Origin of the sequence: Dietzia papillomatosis NBRC 105045, assembly GCF_001570845.1 — a bacterium.
In the GTDB taxonomy this organism is placed as follows: Bacteria; Actinomycetota; Actinomycetes; order Mycobacteriales; family Mycobacteriaceae; genus Dietzia; species Dietzia cinnamea.
Map to the genome: position 1 here is coordinate 1 of NZ_BCSL01000011.1, position 13,937 is coordinate 13,937.

16 protein-coding genes are annotated in these 13,937 nt (G+C 70.5%); 7 read left to right on the plus strand and 9 right to left on the minus strand.

Translation table 11 applies throughout. The annotated features are described in order from the left end of the window. The first annotated feature begins 187 nt into the window (after positions 1–187). Together DPA01S_RS05440 and DPA01S_RS05445 are read left to right on the plus strand one after the other, a co-directional pair. Positions 188–787, plus strand: coding sequence for a CAP domain-containing protein (locus DPA01S_RS05440; protein ID WP_061229266.1), 600 nt, complete (start codon positions 188–190; stop codon positions 785–787). Between the two features lie 71 nt (positions 788–858). Further along, positions 859–2,586, plus strand: a complete 1,728-nt coding sequence (locus DPA01S_RS05445) for a BCCT family transporter (protein ID WP_061914444.1) — start codon at positions 859–861, stop codon at positions 2,584–2,586. On the opposite strand, the gene DPA01S_RS05450 is transcribed toward DPA01S_RS05445, so the two are convergent. Beyond that, the gene (locus tag DPA01S_RS05450) at positions 2,583–3,374 is read right to left on the minus strand and encodes a pirin family protein (protein ID WP_061914447.1); all 792 of its coding nucleotides are present in this window, start codon (positions 3,372–3,374) and stop codon (positions 2,583–2,585) included. The two genes, DPA01S_RS05445 and DPA01S_RS05450, sit on opposite strands and share 4 nt — an antisense overlap. Positions 3,375–3,835: 461 nt before the next feature. Here DPA01S_RS05450 and DPA01S_RS17435 point away from each other — a divergent pair, with 461 nt between their 5' ends. After that, positions 3,836–3,961 (plus strand): hypothetical protein, encoded by a 126-nt coding sequence (locus DPA01S_RS17435; RefSeq protein WP_256386791.1) that lies wholly within the window; start codon positions 3,836–3,838, stop codon positions 3,959–3,961. Here DPA01S_RS17435 and DPA01S_RS17230 read toward each other — a convergent pair. The 4 genes from DPA01S_RS17230 to DPA01S_RS05465 form a co-directional block, all read right to left on the minus strand. Continuing rightward, complete coding sequence (locus DPA01S_RS17230) at positions 3,958–4,179, minus strand: hypothetical protein (protein WP_232303028.1); 222 nt, start codon at positions 4,177–4,179, stop codon at positions 3,958–3,960. The two genes, DPA01S_RS17435 and DPA01S_RS17230, sit on opposite strands and share 4 nt — an antisense overlap. A gap of 75 nt (positions 4,180–4,254) precedes the next feature. Next, complete coding sequence (locus tag DPA01S_RS05455; RefSeq protein ID WP_232303029.1) at positions 4,255–5,043, minus strand: hemolysin family protein; 789 nt, start codon at positions 5,041–5,043, stop codon at positions 4,255–4,257. Then, positions 5,036–6,427, minus strand: a complete 1,392-nt coding sequence (locus tag DPA01S_RS05460) for a hemolysin family protein (RefSeq protein ID WP_061229263.1) — start codon at positions 6,425–6,427, stop codon at positions 5,036–5,038. Before DPA01S_RS05460 ends, DPA01S_RS05455 begins: the two co-directional genes overlap by 8 nt. 12 nt (positions 6,428–6,439) lie before the next feature. After that, entirely contained in the window at positions 6,440–6,748 is a 309-nt protein-coding gene (locus DPA01S_RS05465; protein WP_061229262.1) for a hypothetical protein, read from the minus strand. A 128-nt stretch (positions 6,749–6,876) separates the two neighbouring features. Between DPA01S_RS05465 and dapA the strand changes: the two genes are divergently transcribed. Further along, positions 6,877–7,764 carry a 4-hydroxy-tetrahydrodipicolinate synthase gene (gene dapA / locus DPA01S_RS05470; RefSeq protein ID WP_061914450.1) on the plus strand — a complete coding sequence of 296 codons (888 nt, stop codon included), beginning with the start codon at positions 6,877–6,879 and terminating at the stop codon, positions 7,762–7,764. 10 nt (positions 7,765–7,774) lie between these two features. Here the strand turns inward: dapA and DPA01S_RS05475 are convergent, their stop codons facing one another. Beyond that, complete coding sequence (locus tag DPA01S_RS05475) at positions 7,775–8,713, minus strand: SDR family NAD(P)-dependent oxidoreductase (protein ID WP_061229260.1); 939 nt, start codon at positions 8,711–8,713, stop codon at positions 7,775–7,777. 156 nt (positions 8,714–8,869) lie between these two features. Here DPA01S_RS05475 and DPA01S_RS05480 point away from each other — a divergent pair, with 156 nt between their 5' ends. Continuing rightward, complete coding sequence (locus tag DPA01S_RS05480; RefSeq protein WP_061229259.1) at positions 8,870–9,688, plus strand: DUF1906 domain-containing protein; 819 nt, start codon at positions 8,870–8,872, stop codon at positions 9,686–9,688. A 91-nt stretch (positions 9,689–9,779) separates the two neighbouring features. On the opposite strand, the gene DPA01S_RS05485 is transcribed toward DPA01S_RS05480, so the two are convergent. Then, positions 9,780–10,103 carry a putative quinol monooxygenase gene (locus DPA01S_RS05485; protein WP_061229258.1) on the minus strand — a complete coding sequence of 108 codons (324 nt, stop codon included), beginning with the start codon at positions 10,101–10,103 and terminating at the stop codon, positions 9,780–9,782. A gap of 105 nt (positions 10,104–10,208) precedes the next feature. Between DPA01S_RS05485 and epsC the strand changes: the two genes are divergently transcribed. Then, on the plus strand, positions 10,209–11,048 hold the full coding sequence (gene epsC / locus DPA01S_RS05490) for a serine O-acetyltransferase EpsC (RefSeq protein WP_061914453.1): 840 nt from the start codon (positions 10,209–10,211) through the stop codon (positions 11,046–11,048). A gap of 12 nt (positions 11,049–11,060) precedes the next feature. Then, the gene (locus tag DPA01S_RS05495) at positions 11,061–11,768 is read left to right on the plus strand and encodes a response regulator transcription factor (protein ID WP_061914455.1); all 708 of its coding nucleotides are present in this window, start codon (positions 11,061–11,063) and stop codon (positions 11,766–11,768) included. On the opposite strand, the gene DPA01S_RS05500 is transcribed toward DPA01S_RS05495, so the two are convergent. Together DPA01S_RS05500 and DPA01S_RS05505 are read right to left on the minus strand one after the other, a co-directional pair. Beyond that, positions 11,734–13,011 (minus strand): ABC transporter permease, encoded by a 1,278-nt coding sequence (locus tag DPA01S_RS05500; protein ID WP_061914458.1) that lies wholly within the window; start codon positions 13,009–13,011, stop codon positions 11,734–11,736. The genes DPA01S_RS05495 and DPA01S_RS05500 overlap by 35 nt on opposite strands. Beyond that, positions 13,008–13,889, minus strand: a complete 882-nt coding sequence (locus DPA01S_RS05505) for an ABC transporter ATP-binding protein (protein WP_061914462.1) — start codon at positions 13,887–13,889, stop codon at positions 13,008–13,010. The genes DPA01S_RS05500 and DPA01S_RS05505 overlap by 4 nt, the downstream gene beginning before the upstream one ends. Positions 13,890–13,937: the final 48 nt, after the last annotated feature.

Below are 13,937 nucleotides of genomic sequence, written 5' to 3' on the forward strand. Positions count from 1 at the left end.
CTGCTCCCGGGACCCACTCGGCGCGGCCGCCGAAGTTGGCCGCCCGTCCGGACGGAGTAACCACTCTCGCCACACAAGCAACACTGATAATCGCTGGTCACAGCGGTAACGCGGTGCCGAGTCCGGTTCGTTACCTGATCGATCAAACGGTTCGCGTCAGGCGCACCGAAACGGCATTATCACCATCATGCGCACAAGGCTCACCGCGTCACTCGCGACGATCGCCGTCACCGCCGCCACCCTCGTGGGCGGCGGGGCGGCCACGGCTTCCGCCCAGACCCTGCCTTCCTTCATCCCCCAGCACCTGATCCCGGCGCACCTCGCGCCGCAGGTGGAGGGGATCGTCTCGCAGGTGCGCGCCGCCCTGCCGCCGGAGGCGTGGGCGGCGGTCGGTTCCAGCGAGATGGCGTACGGGGATGTCGCCGCCTTCGGGGTCACCGGGGGGTTGCGCGAGGGGATCATTCGCGAGATCGACGCCTACCGCATCGCCCACGGCCGCGGAGCCCTTGCGCCCAACGCCGACCTTGACCGCGAGGCCCAGGCGTGGGCGGATCGCCTCGCCGCCCGGGATGAGGTGATTCACAACACAGCATTGATCAACCGGGGTCACGGGGAGAACATTGTCGCCGCGGGCACCCATTGTGGGGCGATCTGCCTGGTCGACCTGTGGAAGAACTCGCCCGGCCACAACGAGAATCTCCTCGACCCGGGCTACCGCTCGGCGGGCATGGGCATCGCCTACTCCGGCAACGGCAAAGTTTTCGTGGTACACAACTTCGCGTACTGACCTATGAACTCTGACTGAGCTACTCGATCCGGCAGCGGTGCTCTGAGGGGGCCGAGACGACGGGAGAGATCATGTCCGAACGGATACTGCGAGCACTGAGGCTCAAGACCGATCCGGGGGTGTTCTTCTCGACTGTCGGGGTGATCCTCGCCTTCGTCGTCATCACTTTCTTCGCCGGCGAGTGGGTGGGCGAGGTCTTCGGCACCGCGTCGGGTTGGATCATGACCAACCTCGGGTGGTTCTACGTATTCGGGGTCACGTCGTTCCTGGCCTTTCTCATCTGGATAGCCATCAGCCGGTTCGGACACGTCCGTCTGGGCGGCGACGACGAGGACCCGGAGCACTCCACCGCGGCGTGGTTCGGCATGCTCTTCGCCGCGGGCATCGGCACGATCCTCATGTTCTGGGGCGTCGCGGAGCCCATCTCTCATTTCGCCACGCCGCCGCGGGGGAACGTGGAACCGGGCAGCACGGACGCCGCGCAGGAGGCGATGGCGTTCACGCTGTACCACTTCGGTCTGCACACGTGGACGATCTTCGCCCTGCCGGCCCTCGCGTTCGCCTACTTCATCTACAAGCGCAAGATGCCGCCGCGCGTCAGCTCGATCTTCGCCCCGATCCTCGGGGACAAGGTCTTCGGTCCCATCGGCAAGACAATCGACGTCGTGGCGCTCGTGGGTACCGTCTTCGGCGTGGCCACCTCGGTCGGCCTCGGTACCCTGCAGATCAACGCGGGCCTGGCGGAACTCTTCGGCATCGCGATGTCGCCGGTCGTCCAGGTGCTCATCATCGCGGTCGTCACGTCCGTGGCCTGCATCTCCGTGGCCCTGGGGCTGGAGAAGGGCATCAAGCGGCTGTCCAACCTCAACATCGCCATGGCGATCGCCCTGCTGCTGTTCATCCTCGTCACGGGCCCGACCCTGTTCCTGCTCAAGGGCACGGTCGAGTCGCTGGGCGTCTATCTCGCCACGCTGCCGGAGCTGGCCCTGTGGAACAACGTCTTCCCCGCCAGTGACGACCTGGAATCGTGGCAGAACACGTGGACCGTCTTCTACTGGGCGTGGACCATTACGTGGTCGCCGTTCGTGGGCATCTTCATCGCCCGGATCAGCCGCGGCCGCACCATCCGTCAGTTCGTCTTCGGCGTCCTCGGCCTGCCGGTGGGCTTCTCGGTCCTGTGGTTCGGGATCTTCGGTATGGCCTCGTTCCATGTCGAGTTGTTCGGCTCGGGCGGGCTGACCGAGGCGGTGGTCGACGAGGGTGACATCCCGGGTGCGCTCTTCGCGTTCCTGTCGAACTACCCGCTCGCGACGTTCCTGTCCGGTCTCGCGGTCGTCCTCGTCGTCATCTTCTTCACCACGTCCGTGGATTCCGCGGCGATGGTCGTGGACATGATCGCGTCCGGGAAGGACGACGACGTCCAGGTCTCGCCCACCCATCAGCGCGTGATCTGGGGCGTGCTCATGGGCGCGGTCGGTGCCACGATCCTGGCGGGTACCGGCGAGGGCGGTCTGACCGCCCTTCAGGAGGTCATCACGGTCGTCGGTCTGCCGTTCTTCGTGGTGGGCTTCGTGATGATGTACAGCCTCGTGCGGGGTATCAGCAACGATCTCGGCGAGCGGCCGCCCACGGTGACCCGCCAGTGGCGCCGTGCGTACTCGCCGGAGGCGCTCGAGCGGAACGAGCACTCGCCGTCGCCCGAACCTGTCCACCCGCTGCATCACATCCCGGACTCCGAGCAGGATGACGGGGCGCCGTCGGACGCCACCGAGGAGGGCTCGGCCAGCGGGGAGGGCTAGTGTCCGCGCACGTCGAGCATGGTCATGCCCGCGTGCATCTCCCAGACGAGGATCTCGGCGCCCTGCGCGCCGGCGGCGACGCGTCGCCCGCCCGTGGCGGTGAGGCGCGCGGCGTCGCCGGTGTCCAGGGCGCCCTCGCCTTCCAGGGTGACCGACCCGAGTGGGACGTAGAGGTGGAGATAGGGCGCGTCGGGGAGCTCGACGGTGCGTCCGGGTGTGAGCCGGGCGGCGTGGAGCGCGGACGTGCGGTTGCGGATCCGGATGGCGGCGCGGTCCGCGTGGGTGGGAAGGCCCCCGGCGACGACGACGAGGTGGTTCTCGAGCTCGCGCGGGTCGATCTCCATTTGTTCGTAGCCGGGTTGCTCACCGGTCGTGTCCGGCACGACCCACATCTGGACGAGGTGGACCGGTTCGGCGGGGGTGTCGGCACGGAGCGAGCCGTCGCGCCAGCCGTCGTTGCGTTCGGAGTGCAGGATCCCCGAGCCCGCGCTCATCCGCTGGGCGAGCCCCGGGTAGATGACGCCGCTGTGGCCCTCTGAGTCCTGGTGGACCAGCGAGCCGGACAGGACCCACGTGACGATCTCCATGTCGCGGTGCCCGTGGGTGTCGAAGCCGGTGCCGGGCGCGATGTGGTCGTCGTTGTTGACCAGCAGTCGCCCGAAGTGCGTGTTCATCGGGTCCTGGTAGCGGCCGAAGGAGAACGAGTGCTGCGAGTCCAGCCAGCCGCCCCGGTCGCGGGACCGCGCACGGGAGCGGTGGATCTCGACGCCGGGGACGAGCGCGGGCACGGTGACCTCCTCGGGACATGGCGGGCCCTGTGCGAGCGCCGCCGGCTCCGGTGACGCATCAACTATAGCGGCGGGGTGGCCGCGCCGCGCCGGGGATGGCCCGCGCCGCATCGGGGTCGCCCGCACCCGCACCGGGGCCGGGGGTCGCCCGCACCGGGGTCGCCCGCACCCGCACCGGGGTCGCCCGCACCCCCGGGCCGGGGGTCGCCCCGATCTGCGCCGAGTGGTCACAAGCGCAGGGCCGACGGGGTCGCGACCGGCGCAAACGTGATCGGATTCGACCGTTCGGCGCTACCCCGCCGGCTGACGGGCGGGATCCGGTGGCATCCGAGTAGGGGGATGGTTAGCGTTCGGAGTCGCACATCAGAACGGGCGTCCAGGTTTCTGGGTGGAAGTACCCGCGGGCGACCATGCTCGCAGGTACCGTGACAGGAGTCACATTTATCGACGGAGGGTAGAGGATGTTGCAGAACGCGCTGATCGCCACGGTTCGAGTGAGTGTGGCCACCTACGCCGGGGTGACGCAGCTCCTCGTGGACAACACGCTCGGCCGCGTACTCGACACGAACCCGGACAAGGTCCGCTAGGCGCCGGTCGACCCCTGAGGTGCGCCCGTTTCGGCCTCCGGGGTGGCATCACGGACCTCGCCGACGAGTCGGGCGAGCACGTCCTCCAGAACCACGAGACCCGACGGGCCGGCTGCGGAGGTGTCGTCCGCGGCGTCATCGCGGTCGACGACCCCCAGGTGGGCCCGGGCCCGCTGCATGGTGGCCAGCACGTCGTCCAGTGGCGTGTCGGGCGACACCGAGCCGAGCCGGCGGATCCGCTCGGGGCGCAACGGGCGGGACGGGTCGTCGGCCAGGACGTCCTTGACGTGGACTTACCCCACGTACCGGCCGTCGCGGAGCACGGGGAACCGAGAATGCCCGGTGCGGACGCACAGCTGTTGTATCTCGCCGGTCGTGAGGTCCGCGTCCACCGCGTCGACCTCATCGAGCGGTCGGAGCACATCCGCCGCGGTGATGTGATCGAACCCCAGCGCGCCCGCGAGGAGGGTGGTCTCGTCCTCGTCCAGCAGGCCCGATTCGCCGGCCGCCGCGACCATCCCGCGCATCTGGTCCACCGTGACCGTGGTGTCCACCTCGGACTTCGGCTCGACGCGTAGGACGTGGCGCACGACGAGGTCGGCGGTCTTGTTCATCAGCCAGATGGCGGGCAGGAACACCAGGACGAACACCCGCAGGACCGGACCCAACAGCAGCGCGGCGGCGGCGGGCCGTGCGATCGCCATGTTCTTGGGCACCATCTCGCCGAGCACCATGTGCAGGAACGTGACGATGAGCAGGGCGATCACCAGCGCGATGGGGTGCGCGAACCCGGTCGACACCCCCAGCCACTCCAGCGGCCTCTCGATGAGGTGCGCGATGGCGGGCTCGCCGACAGCGCCGATGAGGAGGGAACACGCGGTGATCCCGAGCTGCGTGGCGGCCAGCGAGAGCGACACGTTCTCCATGCCACGCAGTGACCACCGGGCGCGGGTGCTGCCCCGGGCCGCGCGGGGCTCGAGGTGGTCGCGGCGCGCGGAGACCATCGCGAACTCGGCGGCCACGAAGAAGCCGTTGCCCAGCAGGAGGGCGGCGAGCACTAGGATCGCGACGCCGTCACTCATCGGACTCCTCCGTCCCCGCGTCGCCGGAGTCGTCCGGCTCGCCGCGCAGGACCGTCGCCCGGACCCGCTCGGCCCGGTAGTCGCTCACCGTCTCGACCCGCAGCCGCACACGGGCCCGGGTGGGGAGGTCGTCGCGGTCGCGGTGCTCGTGGTCGTGGGCCTCCAGCTCCACCTCGTCTCCGACCTCGGGGAGGCGGTCCGCCGATTTTGACAGCACCCCGGACAGGGTCGACGCGGCGCCCGCCGGGGGGATCTCCAGCCGCAGGATCGCGCCCAGTTCGTCGGGCCGCATCATCCCGCCGACCAGGACCGTGTCGTCGTCGATCCGCTCGTGCGTGCGGGACGCGCGGTCCTGCTCGTCGTCGATCTCGCCGACGATCTCCTCCACCAGGTCCTCGAGCGTGACGATCCCCGCGGTACCGCCGAACTCGTCCACGACCACCGCCATCTGCAGATCGGTCTGCCGTAGCAGCCGCATCAGGGGATCGAGGGTCATCATCTCCGAGACCACGGTCGGCTCGGCGGCGATGTCGCGCACCGGAGTGCGGTCCCGCTCATCGGGGTCCACGGCCAGCGCCTGGCGGTAGTGGACGACGCCCACCACCTCGTCGACGGTGCCGCCGAGGACGGGGAAGCGGGACCGGCCGGTCGCGGCGACGGTGTCCAGCAGGTCCTGCGCAGTGTGGTCGCGAAGAAACGTCACGAGCGGCCTGGGCACCATCGCGTCGGCCGCCCGGTGCTCGCCGAACGAGATCGACCGGGTCACGAGCTCGGCGGTGTGCGGGTCCATCACGCCCTCGCGTCCCGACCGCGCCGCCGACGCCCGCAGCTCCTCGGGGGAGCGGGCGTCACCCGGTTCCTCCGTCGGGGTGAACCCGAGCAGGCGCAGCACCTGGTTGGCCGAGGCGTTGAGGGCGGTGACCAGCCAACCGAACACGGTCATGAACGTGCGCTGCGGATGCACGACCAGCCTCGCCACCTGCATGGGTGCGGCGATGGCCCAGTTCTTGGGGACGAGCTCGCCGAAGACCATCTGGAGGAAGGTGACGACGACGAAGGCCGCCGTCATCGCGATACCGCGGGCGGCGGCCTCCGGCATTCCGGACAGGCCCAACGCGCCGGTGAGCAGTTCCCCGACGGAGGGGCCCGTGAGGTATCCCGCCACGAGGCTGCTGACCGTGATGCCGAGCTGGGCCCCCGACAGGTTCGTCGAGGTCTTCGAGAGCGAGGAGTCCAGGGCCGCGGCGACGCGATCGCCCTCCGAGCCGGCGGCGCGGACGTCGTCCCGGTTGACGGTGAGGAACCCGAACTCGACCCCGACGAACAGCGCGTTCGCTGCGATGAGCAGGACCAGCGCCAGCGTGAGGAGGAGTGCGACGGTCACCGGTCGACCGGGCTACTGACCGTCGGCCGTGCCGTCGGAGCCGCCGACGGCGTGGTCCGGCTGCTCGGGGGTCCGGTACACCTTCGACTGCTCGGCCCGGTCGGCTGAGCTCTCACCGGACGCGCCGGTGGCCGCGTCGCCGGCGGCGTGCCCGGTGTCGCCGGCGGTCGAGGGCCGGGACGCCGGGGCGCGACCCTCCTCGTCGGTGCCTCGGGTGGTGCTCCCGTCACCGGCGCCGGAGCCGTCGACGGTGTTGCCGAGCTCCTCCGGCGACTCGTCGGGCACGCGGGCGTCGTTCTCGGGTCGGGTCGAGTCGGTCACGGTCGCCTCCGGGGGTCGTCGGTGGGTCGTGCTGTGTGGTGCCTCGGTCTGTGGTGTCGACCCTAGCCGTGTCCGCCACGGCCCGTCGGGCTCTCGCGGCGTCACAGGTGTGCCTTAGTCTGGTGCCCATGTCGGACAATCCCTTCGGTCGGGTCATCACCGCGATGGTGACCCCCATGCACGACGACGGCTCGATCGACTTCGACGCGCTGCAGCGACTCGCGGTCCATCTCGCCGACCACGGCCACGACGGTCTGCTGGTCAACGGCACGACCGGCGAGTCGGCCACCACTACGGACGACGAGGACTACGACAGCGTCGCCGCGGTCGTCGAGGCCGTCGGCGACCGCGTGCAGGTCATGGCCGGATGCGGCACCAACGACACCGAGCACTCCATGCGAGCGGCCCGCGAGATGGTGGCGAGGGGTGCGGACAGCCTGCTCGTGGTGACCCCGTACTACAACAAGCCCACACAGCACGGGATCGTCGAGCACTTCCGGATGATCGCCGAGGCCGCCGACCGGCCGGTGATGGCGTACGACATCCCGGGGCGCACCGGCACCGCGCTGGCCACCGACACCATCCGTCGGCTCGCGGAGATCCCCCACGTGCGGGCGGTCAAGGACGCCAAGGGGGACCTGTTCGAGGCCAGCCGCCTCATGGCCGAGACCGACCTGCTCTGGTACTCGGGTGACGACGTGCTCAACCTGGCGTTCCTGGCCCTCGGCGCCACGGGGATCGTCTCGGTGGTCGGCCACGTCGCCGGCGACGACTACCGGGCGATGATCGACGCCGTGGACGCGGGCGACCTGCCGCGGGCCCGCGAGATCCACACGCGCCTCATCCCGGGCGTGGACGCCATCATGCACACCTCGCAGGGCGCCATCCAGGTCAAGGCCGCGCTGAAGATGGCCGGTCTCATCGGCTCGGACCGCCTGCGCATGCCGCTGCTCCAGGGGCCGCCCGAGCATCAGGCCAAGCTGCGCGACGGGCTGGCCGCCGCCGGGCTGGCCTGACGGGTCGCTCCTAGCGGAACGCCGCGGCCTCCGTGCACCGCCGCCACAACGCGGCGGCGGTGGCACGGTCGTGCGAACGGCGGCTCGACCGGGTGAGGTGCGGGTGCCCCCGCAGACCACCGAGGCGGTCCGGTCCGACGAACGCCCCGCCCGGCACGTCGGGCACCGTCGCGGCGTAGAGCACGGACAGCGCGCCCGTCTCCGGTGACAGGCCCGCCCAGGTGAGGGAGTTGCCGAGTGCGAAGAACCGGTCGGCGACAGGGTTGCCGCTCTGCCGGATGAGTTCGGTCGCGGTGTAGCCGGGATGCGCGGCGACCGAGCGGAGGCCGCCGCCGGCCCGCTCGAAGTGCCGCTGCCACTCGTAGGCCAGCATGATGCACGCCAGCTTGGAGTTCGCGTACGCGGCCATCGGCCGGTAGCCGCGGACGTCCATGCCGAGGTCGTCGGTGTCGACCCGCCCCATCAGATGCGCGAGGGAGCCCAGCCAGACCACGCGGTCCGTCAGGATCGGCTCGAGGCCCAGGGTGAGCGCGTGGTGGCCGAGGACGTTGACCCCGAACTGCATCTCGTGGCCCTGCGCCGTGCGGGCGTGCGGGATGTTCATCACGCCGGCGTTGTTGATGAGGACGTCGACCCGGCCGCCACCGGACCGTGCCGCGTCGGGCGCCGAGGCCTCCGCCCGCATGGCGGCGACGAACTCGTCGACCGAGTCCAGATCGGCCATGTCCAGCCGGCACACACGCGCTCGCTCGCGCGAAGCCTCAGGAAGGGTCGCGCGCGCCGCCTCTGCCTTCTCCAGGTTCCGGCAGGCCATCACGACCCGGGCCCCCCGCGCCGTGAGCGCGGCCGTCGTGGCCAGCCCGATGCCCCCGTTGGCGCCGGTCACCACGAACGTCCGCCCGGTCTGGTCGGGGATGTCGACGGCGGACCATCTGCGGGATCGTGTCATGAAGATCAGTCAACCAGCCGCGCCTGCCCTGCGGTGGTGCTCTCCTGTGGTAACGCGGGGATATCGTCCGCGATCTCTTTGTGACACACTCGTCGGGGTGCGTGAGTCCCACAGGCCACACGCCTCCCTCACCGTTCGAGATCCCGGAGTACCTCCATGACGTTCGACCGCCGATCCTTCCTCCGTCGCGCAGGCCTCAGCGCGGCCGGGGCCGGCGCCATCGCCGCGGGCCTGACCCCCGCGGTGGGCGCTCAGTCCTCCATCCCCGCCGAGATCGGTGCCCTGCCGGGCGCGGGAGCCGGGGTCCCGGTCGGCACGCTGCTCGACTACGCCTCCGGCCCGCCGTCGGCGGCGTCGGTCCGCGCGGCCGGCCACATGGGTGCCGTGCGCTACTGCTCTAACCGCCGCCCCGGCGCCGAGTGGATGTCCGGCAAGCCGCTCCTGCGCCGCGAGGTCGACGACTTTCGTGCCCACGGACTGAACATGGTCTCCTGCTACCAGTACGGTCGCGCCGAGACCGCGGACTGGAAGGGCGGCGCCGGCGCCGGCGATCACCACGCGCCCATCGGCATCCGCATCCACCGGGAGGCCGGCGGGCCGTCGGGCGTGCCGATGTACGTGGCGATCGACGACAACCCCACCCGCTGGCAGTTCGACAACCAGATCCGCCCGTACCTCGAGCGCTGGCGCGCCCACCTGCACGGCTCGGGCATGAAGCTCGGCGTGTACGCCAACGCGCCGACGATCGACTGGTGCCGGCAGATCGGCCTCGGGCAGTACTTCTGGCAGCACGACTGGGGTTCCGGTGGGCGGCTCAACCCGGCCGCGACGATCCACCAGCTGCCCGTGGCGCAGCAGGTCACCGTCGGCGGTGTGGTGTCCGACCTCAACCGCGTCTACGCGCTGGACTACGGCCAGTGGTGGCCGATCGACCCGCTCGCGCTCGCGCAGTCGGCGCTGGGCAGCTCGATCTGACCGACCGGCGACGCTTCGGCACGCCCCGGCGTCGTCCGCGTCCGCGATCCCGCGGCCGGCGACACCGGGGCGCACTGCTATCCGGCGACGGTCACTCGACGGTGATCTCGCCCATCGTGCCCCACTGATCGCCCTCCGCCGGGGTGTTGATGATGCGCGGCGTTCGCTCGAGGTACCGGGCGGCTGACCCCGTGAACTGCTGGAAGTGGTCCGACTGCACATGCAGGGCCGGCGCGTCGCCCTCGCGGAACGCCTCGCACAGCAGGTAGGTGTTCGGGGACTCCGGCGAGCGGTACCAGTCGAACCACAGGTTGCCCGCCTCGGCGCGGGTGGCCTCGGTGAACTCGCGGGTGATCTCGAGCCAGGAGTCGGCGAACTCGGGTTTGACGTCAAAGCGCACGTTGATGAGGATCATGTCCCCATCCTGCCGGGCCCGGCGAGGGTCGTCGAGGCGTGGCTCGGCACGGGCGATTCGGCCGTGACTCGCCCGGCGTCGCCGCACACGCCTACCCTGTATCAGGTGACCATCGAGCTGAGCATCGAGAACCCGTGCGTCCCGCAGGCGGAGGCCGACTCCTCCGTCCGCGCCGTCTGGAACCGCTTGTCGCTCGACGCGACCTCGAGCCGGAACGAACCGCTGATCGCGGGTCTAGTCCTGGATCTCATCGACGGGTGCGACGACCTCGGTGAATCCCTGGCGCGGCTCGCCGCGTCCCGGATCGCGACGCCCGAGATCGGCCGCCACGTCCTGGAGAAGGAGATCCGGGCGGTGCTGGTCGAGCACCCCCACGTCCTCGACGCCGTGGCCGCGGACCTCGTGGTGAGCTACGAGAGGAACCCGGCCTACCCCAACTATCTGGTGCCCTATCTCTTCGCCAAGGGTTTCCTCGGGCTCCAGGTGCACCGCGTCGCCCACGAGATGTGGAACTCCGGTCGCGTGATGGCCGCGTCGTTCCTACAGAGCCGCATCTCCGAGGTCTTCGCGATGGACATCCACCCGGCCGCGCGGGTGGGCTCGGGCATCCTCGTCGACCACGCCACGGGCATCGTCGTGGGGGAGACCTGCGTGATCGGCGACGGCGTCTCGATCCTCCAGGGCGTCACCCTCGGCGGCACGGGGAACGAGGACGGCGACCGGCATCCCAAGATCGGTTCCGGTGTCCTCCTCTCGGCGGGCTCGATCGTGCTCGGCAACGTCCGCGTCGGCGACTGCTCGAAGGTCGCCGCCGGTTCGGTCGTCCTGCACGAGGTCCCGCCCCACACCACCGTGGCGGGAGTGCCCGCCAAGGTCGTCCGCCGCCACGCGGATTTGCTGGTCCCCGCCGAGCGGATGGACCAGGAGATCGACCCGCGGGGATAGGGCAGCGAGCCGATGCGGGTCCTTGTGGTCGACGACGAGCCGGCGCTGCGCGAGAGCCTGCGCCGCGGCCTGGCCGCGGGCGGGTGGTCCGTGGAGACCGCCCCCGATGGCGAAGCCGGTCTCGAGATGGCCTGCGGCGACGACTTCGACGTCGTCGTGCTGGACATCATGATGCCGCGCCGCAGCGGATACGAGGTGGTCCGCGAGATGCGGCAGCGCGGCATCTGGACCCCGGTGCTCATGCTCACCGCCAAGGACGGCGAGTACGACGAGGCCGACGCGTTCGACCTCGGAGCCGACGACTACCTGGTCAAGCCGTTCTCGTTCGTCGTCCTCGAGGCCAGGCTCCGGGCCCTCGTGCGCCGCGGCGCACCCGAACGCCCCGCCACCTTCGAGGCCGGTGACCTCGTCGTGGACCCCGCCGCCCGCGAGGTCCGCCGGGGCGACACCCGGATCAGCGTGACCGCCAGGGAGTACGCGGTGCTCGAGTACCTCATCCGCAACCGCAACCAGGTGGTGTCCAAGGCGCAGATCATGCGGGCCGTGTGGGACTCCGCCTACGACGGGGACGACAACATCGTCGAGGTCTACGTCGGCTACCTGCGCCGCAAGATCGACGCCCCGTTCGGGGCCCACGCCATCGAGACCGTCCGCGGCCAGGGTTACCGACTGGTCGACAGCCAGGTCACTCCGTCAGGGACAGCGCCTCGCGGTACGTGAGCTTGCGGCCGGTCTGCATGATCGACCGGCGGTAGACCCGCTCGGCGATCCGGATGATCACCGCGGCGGTGACGAGCGTGATCACGGTGGCGACGGCCGGCTCCCACCACGACGCCGTGCCGGCGACCAGGCGGATCGGCATCGTCACCGTCGACATGATGGGCACGTAGGAGCCGATGACCTGCCACGTGTCCTGCAGGAAGAGGCCTCCGAAGAACACGATCATGATGACCGTGAGCAGGGGCGAGGTCGTGGTCTGGACGTCCTCGGCGCGGGTGGCCATCGCGCCGGCGACGGCGAACAGGCACGCCAGGGCGACGAAGCCGATGACGAAGAGCACCAGGTACCAGACCGCCGCGCCGGCGACCGACGGCAGCAGGGTGGCGTAGTCGGTGAAGCTGAGGCCGATCAGGCCGATGGCCACGAAGATCACCATCTGCCCCAGGGCGAGGGCCGTGGCGCCGACGACCTTGCCGACGAGCAGCTGCCGCAGCGGGATGGCGGCGGCGAGGATCTCGACGATCCGCGACTGCTTCTCCTCCACGACGCTATTGGCGATGGCGTAACCGAAGAGGATCGCCGCCATGTAGAAGAGGAAGACGAACACGAACCCGGCGATCACCTGAATCCCTTCGTCGTCCGCCCCGTCGGCCTCGAGGAGACGCTCCTCGACGATCGAGCCCGCCGTGAGATCGGCGACGGTGGTCCCGGCGGCCGCGGCGTTGCGCTCGAGTGCAGCGGTCGCCACCGTCGCGCTGACCGCGGCGGCGATGTCGGAGTCGACGCCGTCCGAGCCGACGAGCGTCCATGCCCCCTGCTCGCCGAGGAGGGCCGCATCGACGTCGCCGTCGCGGACCGCCTGTTCGGCCGCCGCGGGATCCGCCACCTGCTCGGTCTCGAGTCGCACGGTGGGCGCGCCCGCGGTCGCCGAGGAGTCGGTGTCCTCGTCGTCGGCGGCGTCGGCCCGCGCGTTCGTCTGCTCGACGATCGTCACCGCGTCGCCCGAGACGACGGCGATCCGCTTCTCCCCGTCGTCTCCGCCCAGCAGGAACGACACCCCGAACGCGACGATGAAGATCGCGATGGTCGTGAGGGTGGAGATGATGAAGTTCCGGTCGCGCAGTTTGACCATGATCTCGCGCCCGGCGACGATCCGCCATGCGGCGTCCGTGGAGCGGGGCCCGGTGGAGGCGTCCTCGTGGTCGGCCGACGACGGGCGTCGTGTGAGGGGGGTGGTGGTCATGAGGTCACCTCGCGGTAGATGTCGGACAGGCTGGGCACGACCCGGGCGAGCTCGCTGACGCTGCCGCGGGCCATCGCCTCACGCAGGACGAGGTCCGTGCTCCCCGGGCCCTCGAGTTCGAGCAGTGCGGCCGGGCCGTCGACGTCCACGACGTGGACGCCGGGCAGCGCACGGACCCAGCCGGCGTCCCCGCCCACGACGAGGCGGTGCAGCACCCGGCCCCGGCTGCGGAGTTCGGACACGGTCCCGGTCGACACGACCCGCCCGCGGGCCAGGACGACGAGCTGGTCGCAGAGCCGCTCGACGAGATCGAGCTGGTGGGAGGAGAACAGGACGGGCACGCCCCGGGTGGTGTGCTCGCGGAGGAGGTCGACCATGGAGTCCACCGCCGCCGGGTCCAGTCCGGAGAACGGCTCGTCGAGGACGAGGAACTCGGGCTCCCCGATGACGGCGGCCGCGATCTGGACGCGCTGCTGATTGCCGAGTGAGAGCGACTCGAGCTTGTCGCTCGTGCGCTCTCCCAGGCCGAACCTGTCGAGGAGTTCGAGCGCGGTCTGCCTGGCGCCCGCCGCGCTGCGGCCCTGTAGCCGGCCGAGGTAGACGAGCTGGTCGAGGATCGGCTGCTTCGGGTACAACCCCCGCTCCTCCGGCATGTAGCCGAACGTGCGCCGGTCCGCGACCGTGACCTCGCGACCCGCCCACGTCACCGTTCCGGCGGTGGGCTGGAGGACGCCCATGATCATGCGCATCGTGGTGGTCTTGCCGGCGCCGTTGCCGCCGACGAAGCCGGTCATCGCCCCGGCGGGGACCTCGAAGGTCACGCCGTCGACGGCGAGGTTGTCGCCGAATCGTCTGGTCAGTCCGTTGACTCCGAGCATTCGTGCCCTCCCTGGTGCCGGTCTACTGCTCACGCTAGGCCCGGGTCC

Excerpts from the sequence above, each read along its gene's own strand:
- DPA01S_RS05440 (WP_061229266.1), top strand. The coding sequence starts at position 188 with ATGCGCACAAGGCTCACCGCGTCACTCGCGACGATCGCCGTCACCGCC.
- DPA01S_RS05445 (WP_061914444.1), top strand. The coding sequence starts at position 859 with ATGTCCGAACGGATACTGCGAGCACTGAGGCTCAAGACCGATCCGGGG.
- DPA01S_RS17435 (WP_256386791.1), top strand. The coding sequence starts at position 3,836 with ATGTTGCAGAACGCGCTGATCGCCACGGTTCGAGTGAGTGTGGCCACC.
- DPA01S_RS05455 (WP_232303029.1), bottom strand. The coding sequence starts at position 5,043 with ATGAGTGACGGCGTCGCGATCCTAGTGCTCGCCGCCCTCCTGCTGGGC.
- dapA (WP_061914450.1), top strand. The coding sequence starts at position 6,877 with ATGTCGGACAATCCCTTCGGTCGGGTCATCACCGCGATGGTGACCCCC.
- DPA01S_RS05475 (WP_061229260.1), bottom strand. The coding sequence starts at position 8,713 with ATGACACGATCCCGCAGATGGTCCGCCGTCGACATCCCCGACCAGACC.
- DPA01S_RS05480 (WP_061229259.1), top strand. The coding sequence starts at position 8,870 with ATGACGTTCGACCGCCGATCCTTCCTCCGTCGCGCAGGCCTCAGCGCG.
- DPA01S_RS05485 (WP_061229258.1), bottom strand. The coding sequence starts at position 10,103 with ATGATCCTCATCAACGTGCGCTTTGACGTCAAACCCGAGTTCGCCGAC.
- DPA01S_RS05495 (WP_061914455.1), top strand. The coding sequence starts at position 11,061 with ATGCGGGTCCTTGTGGTCGACGACGAGCCGGCGCTGCGCGAGAGCCTG.
- DPA01S_RS05500 (WP_061914458.1), bottom strand. The coding sequence starts at position 13,011 with ATGACCACCACCCCCCTCACACGACGCCCGTCGTCGGCCGACCACGAG.
- DPA01S_RS05505 (WP_061914462.1), bottom strand. The coding sequence starts at position 13,889 with ATGCTCGGAGTCAACGGACTGACCAGACGATTCGGCGACAACCTCGCC.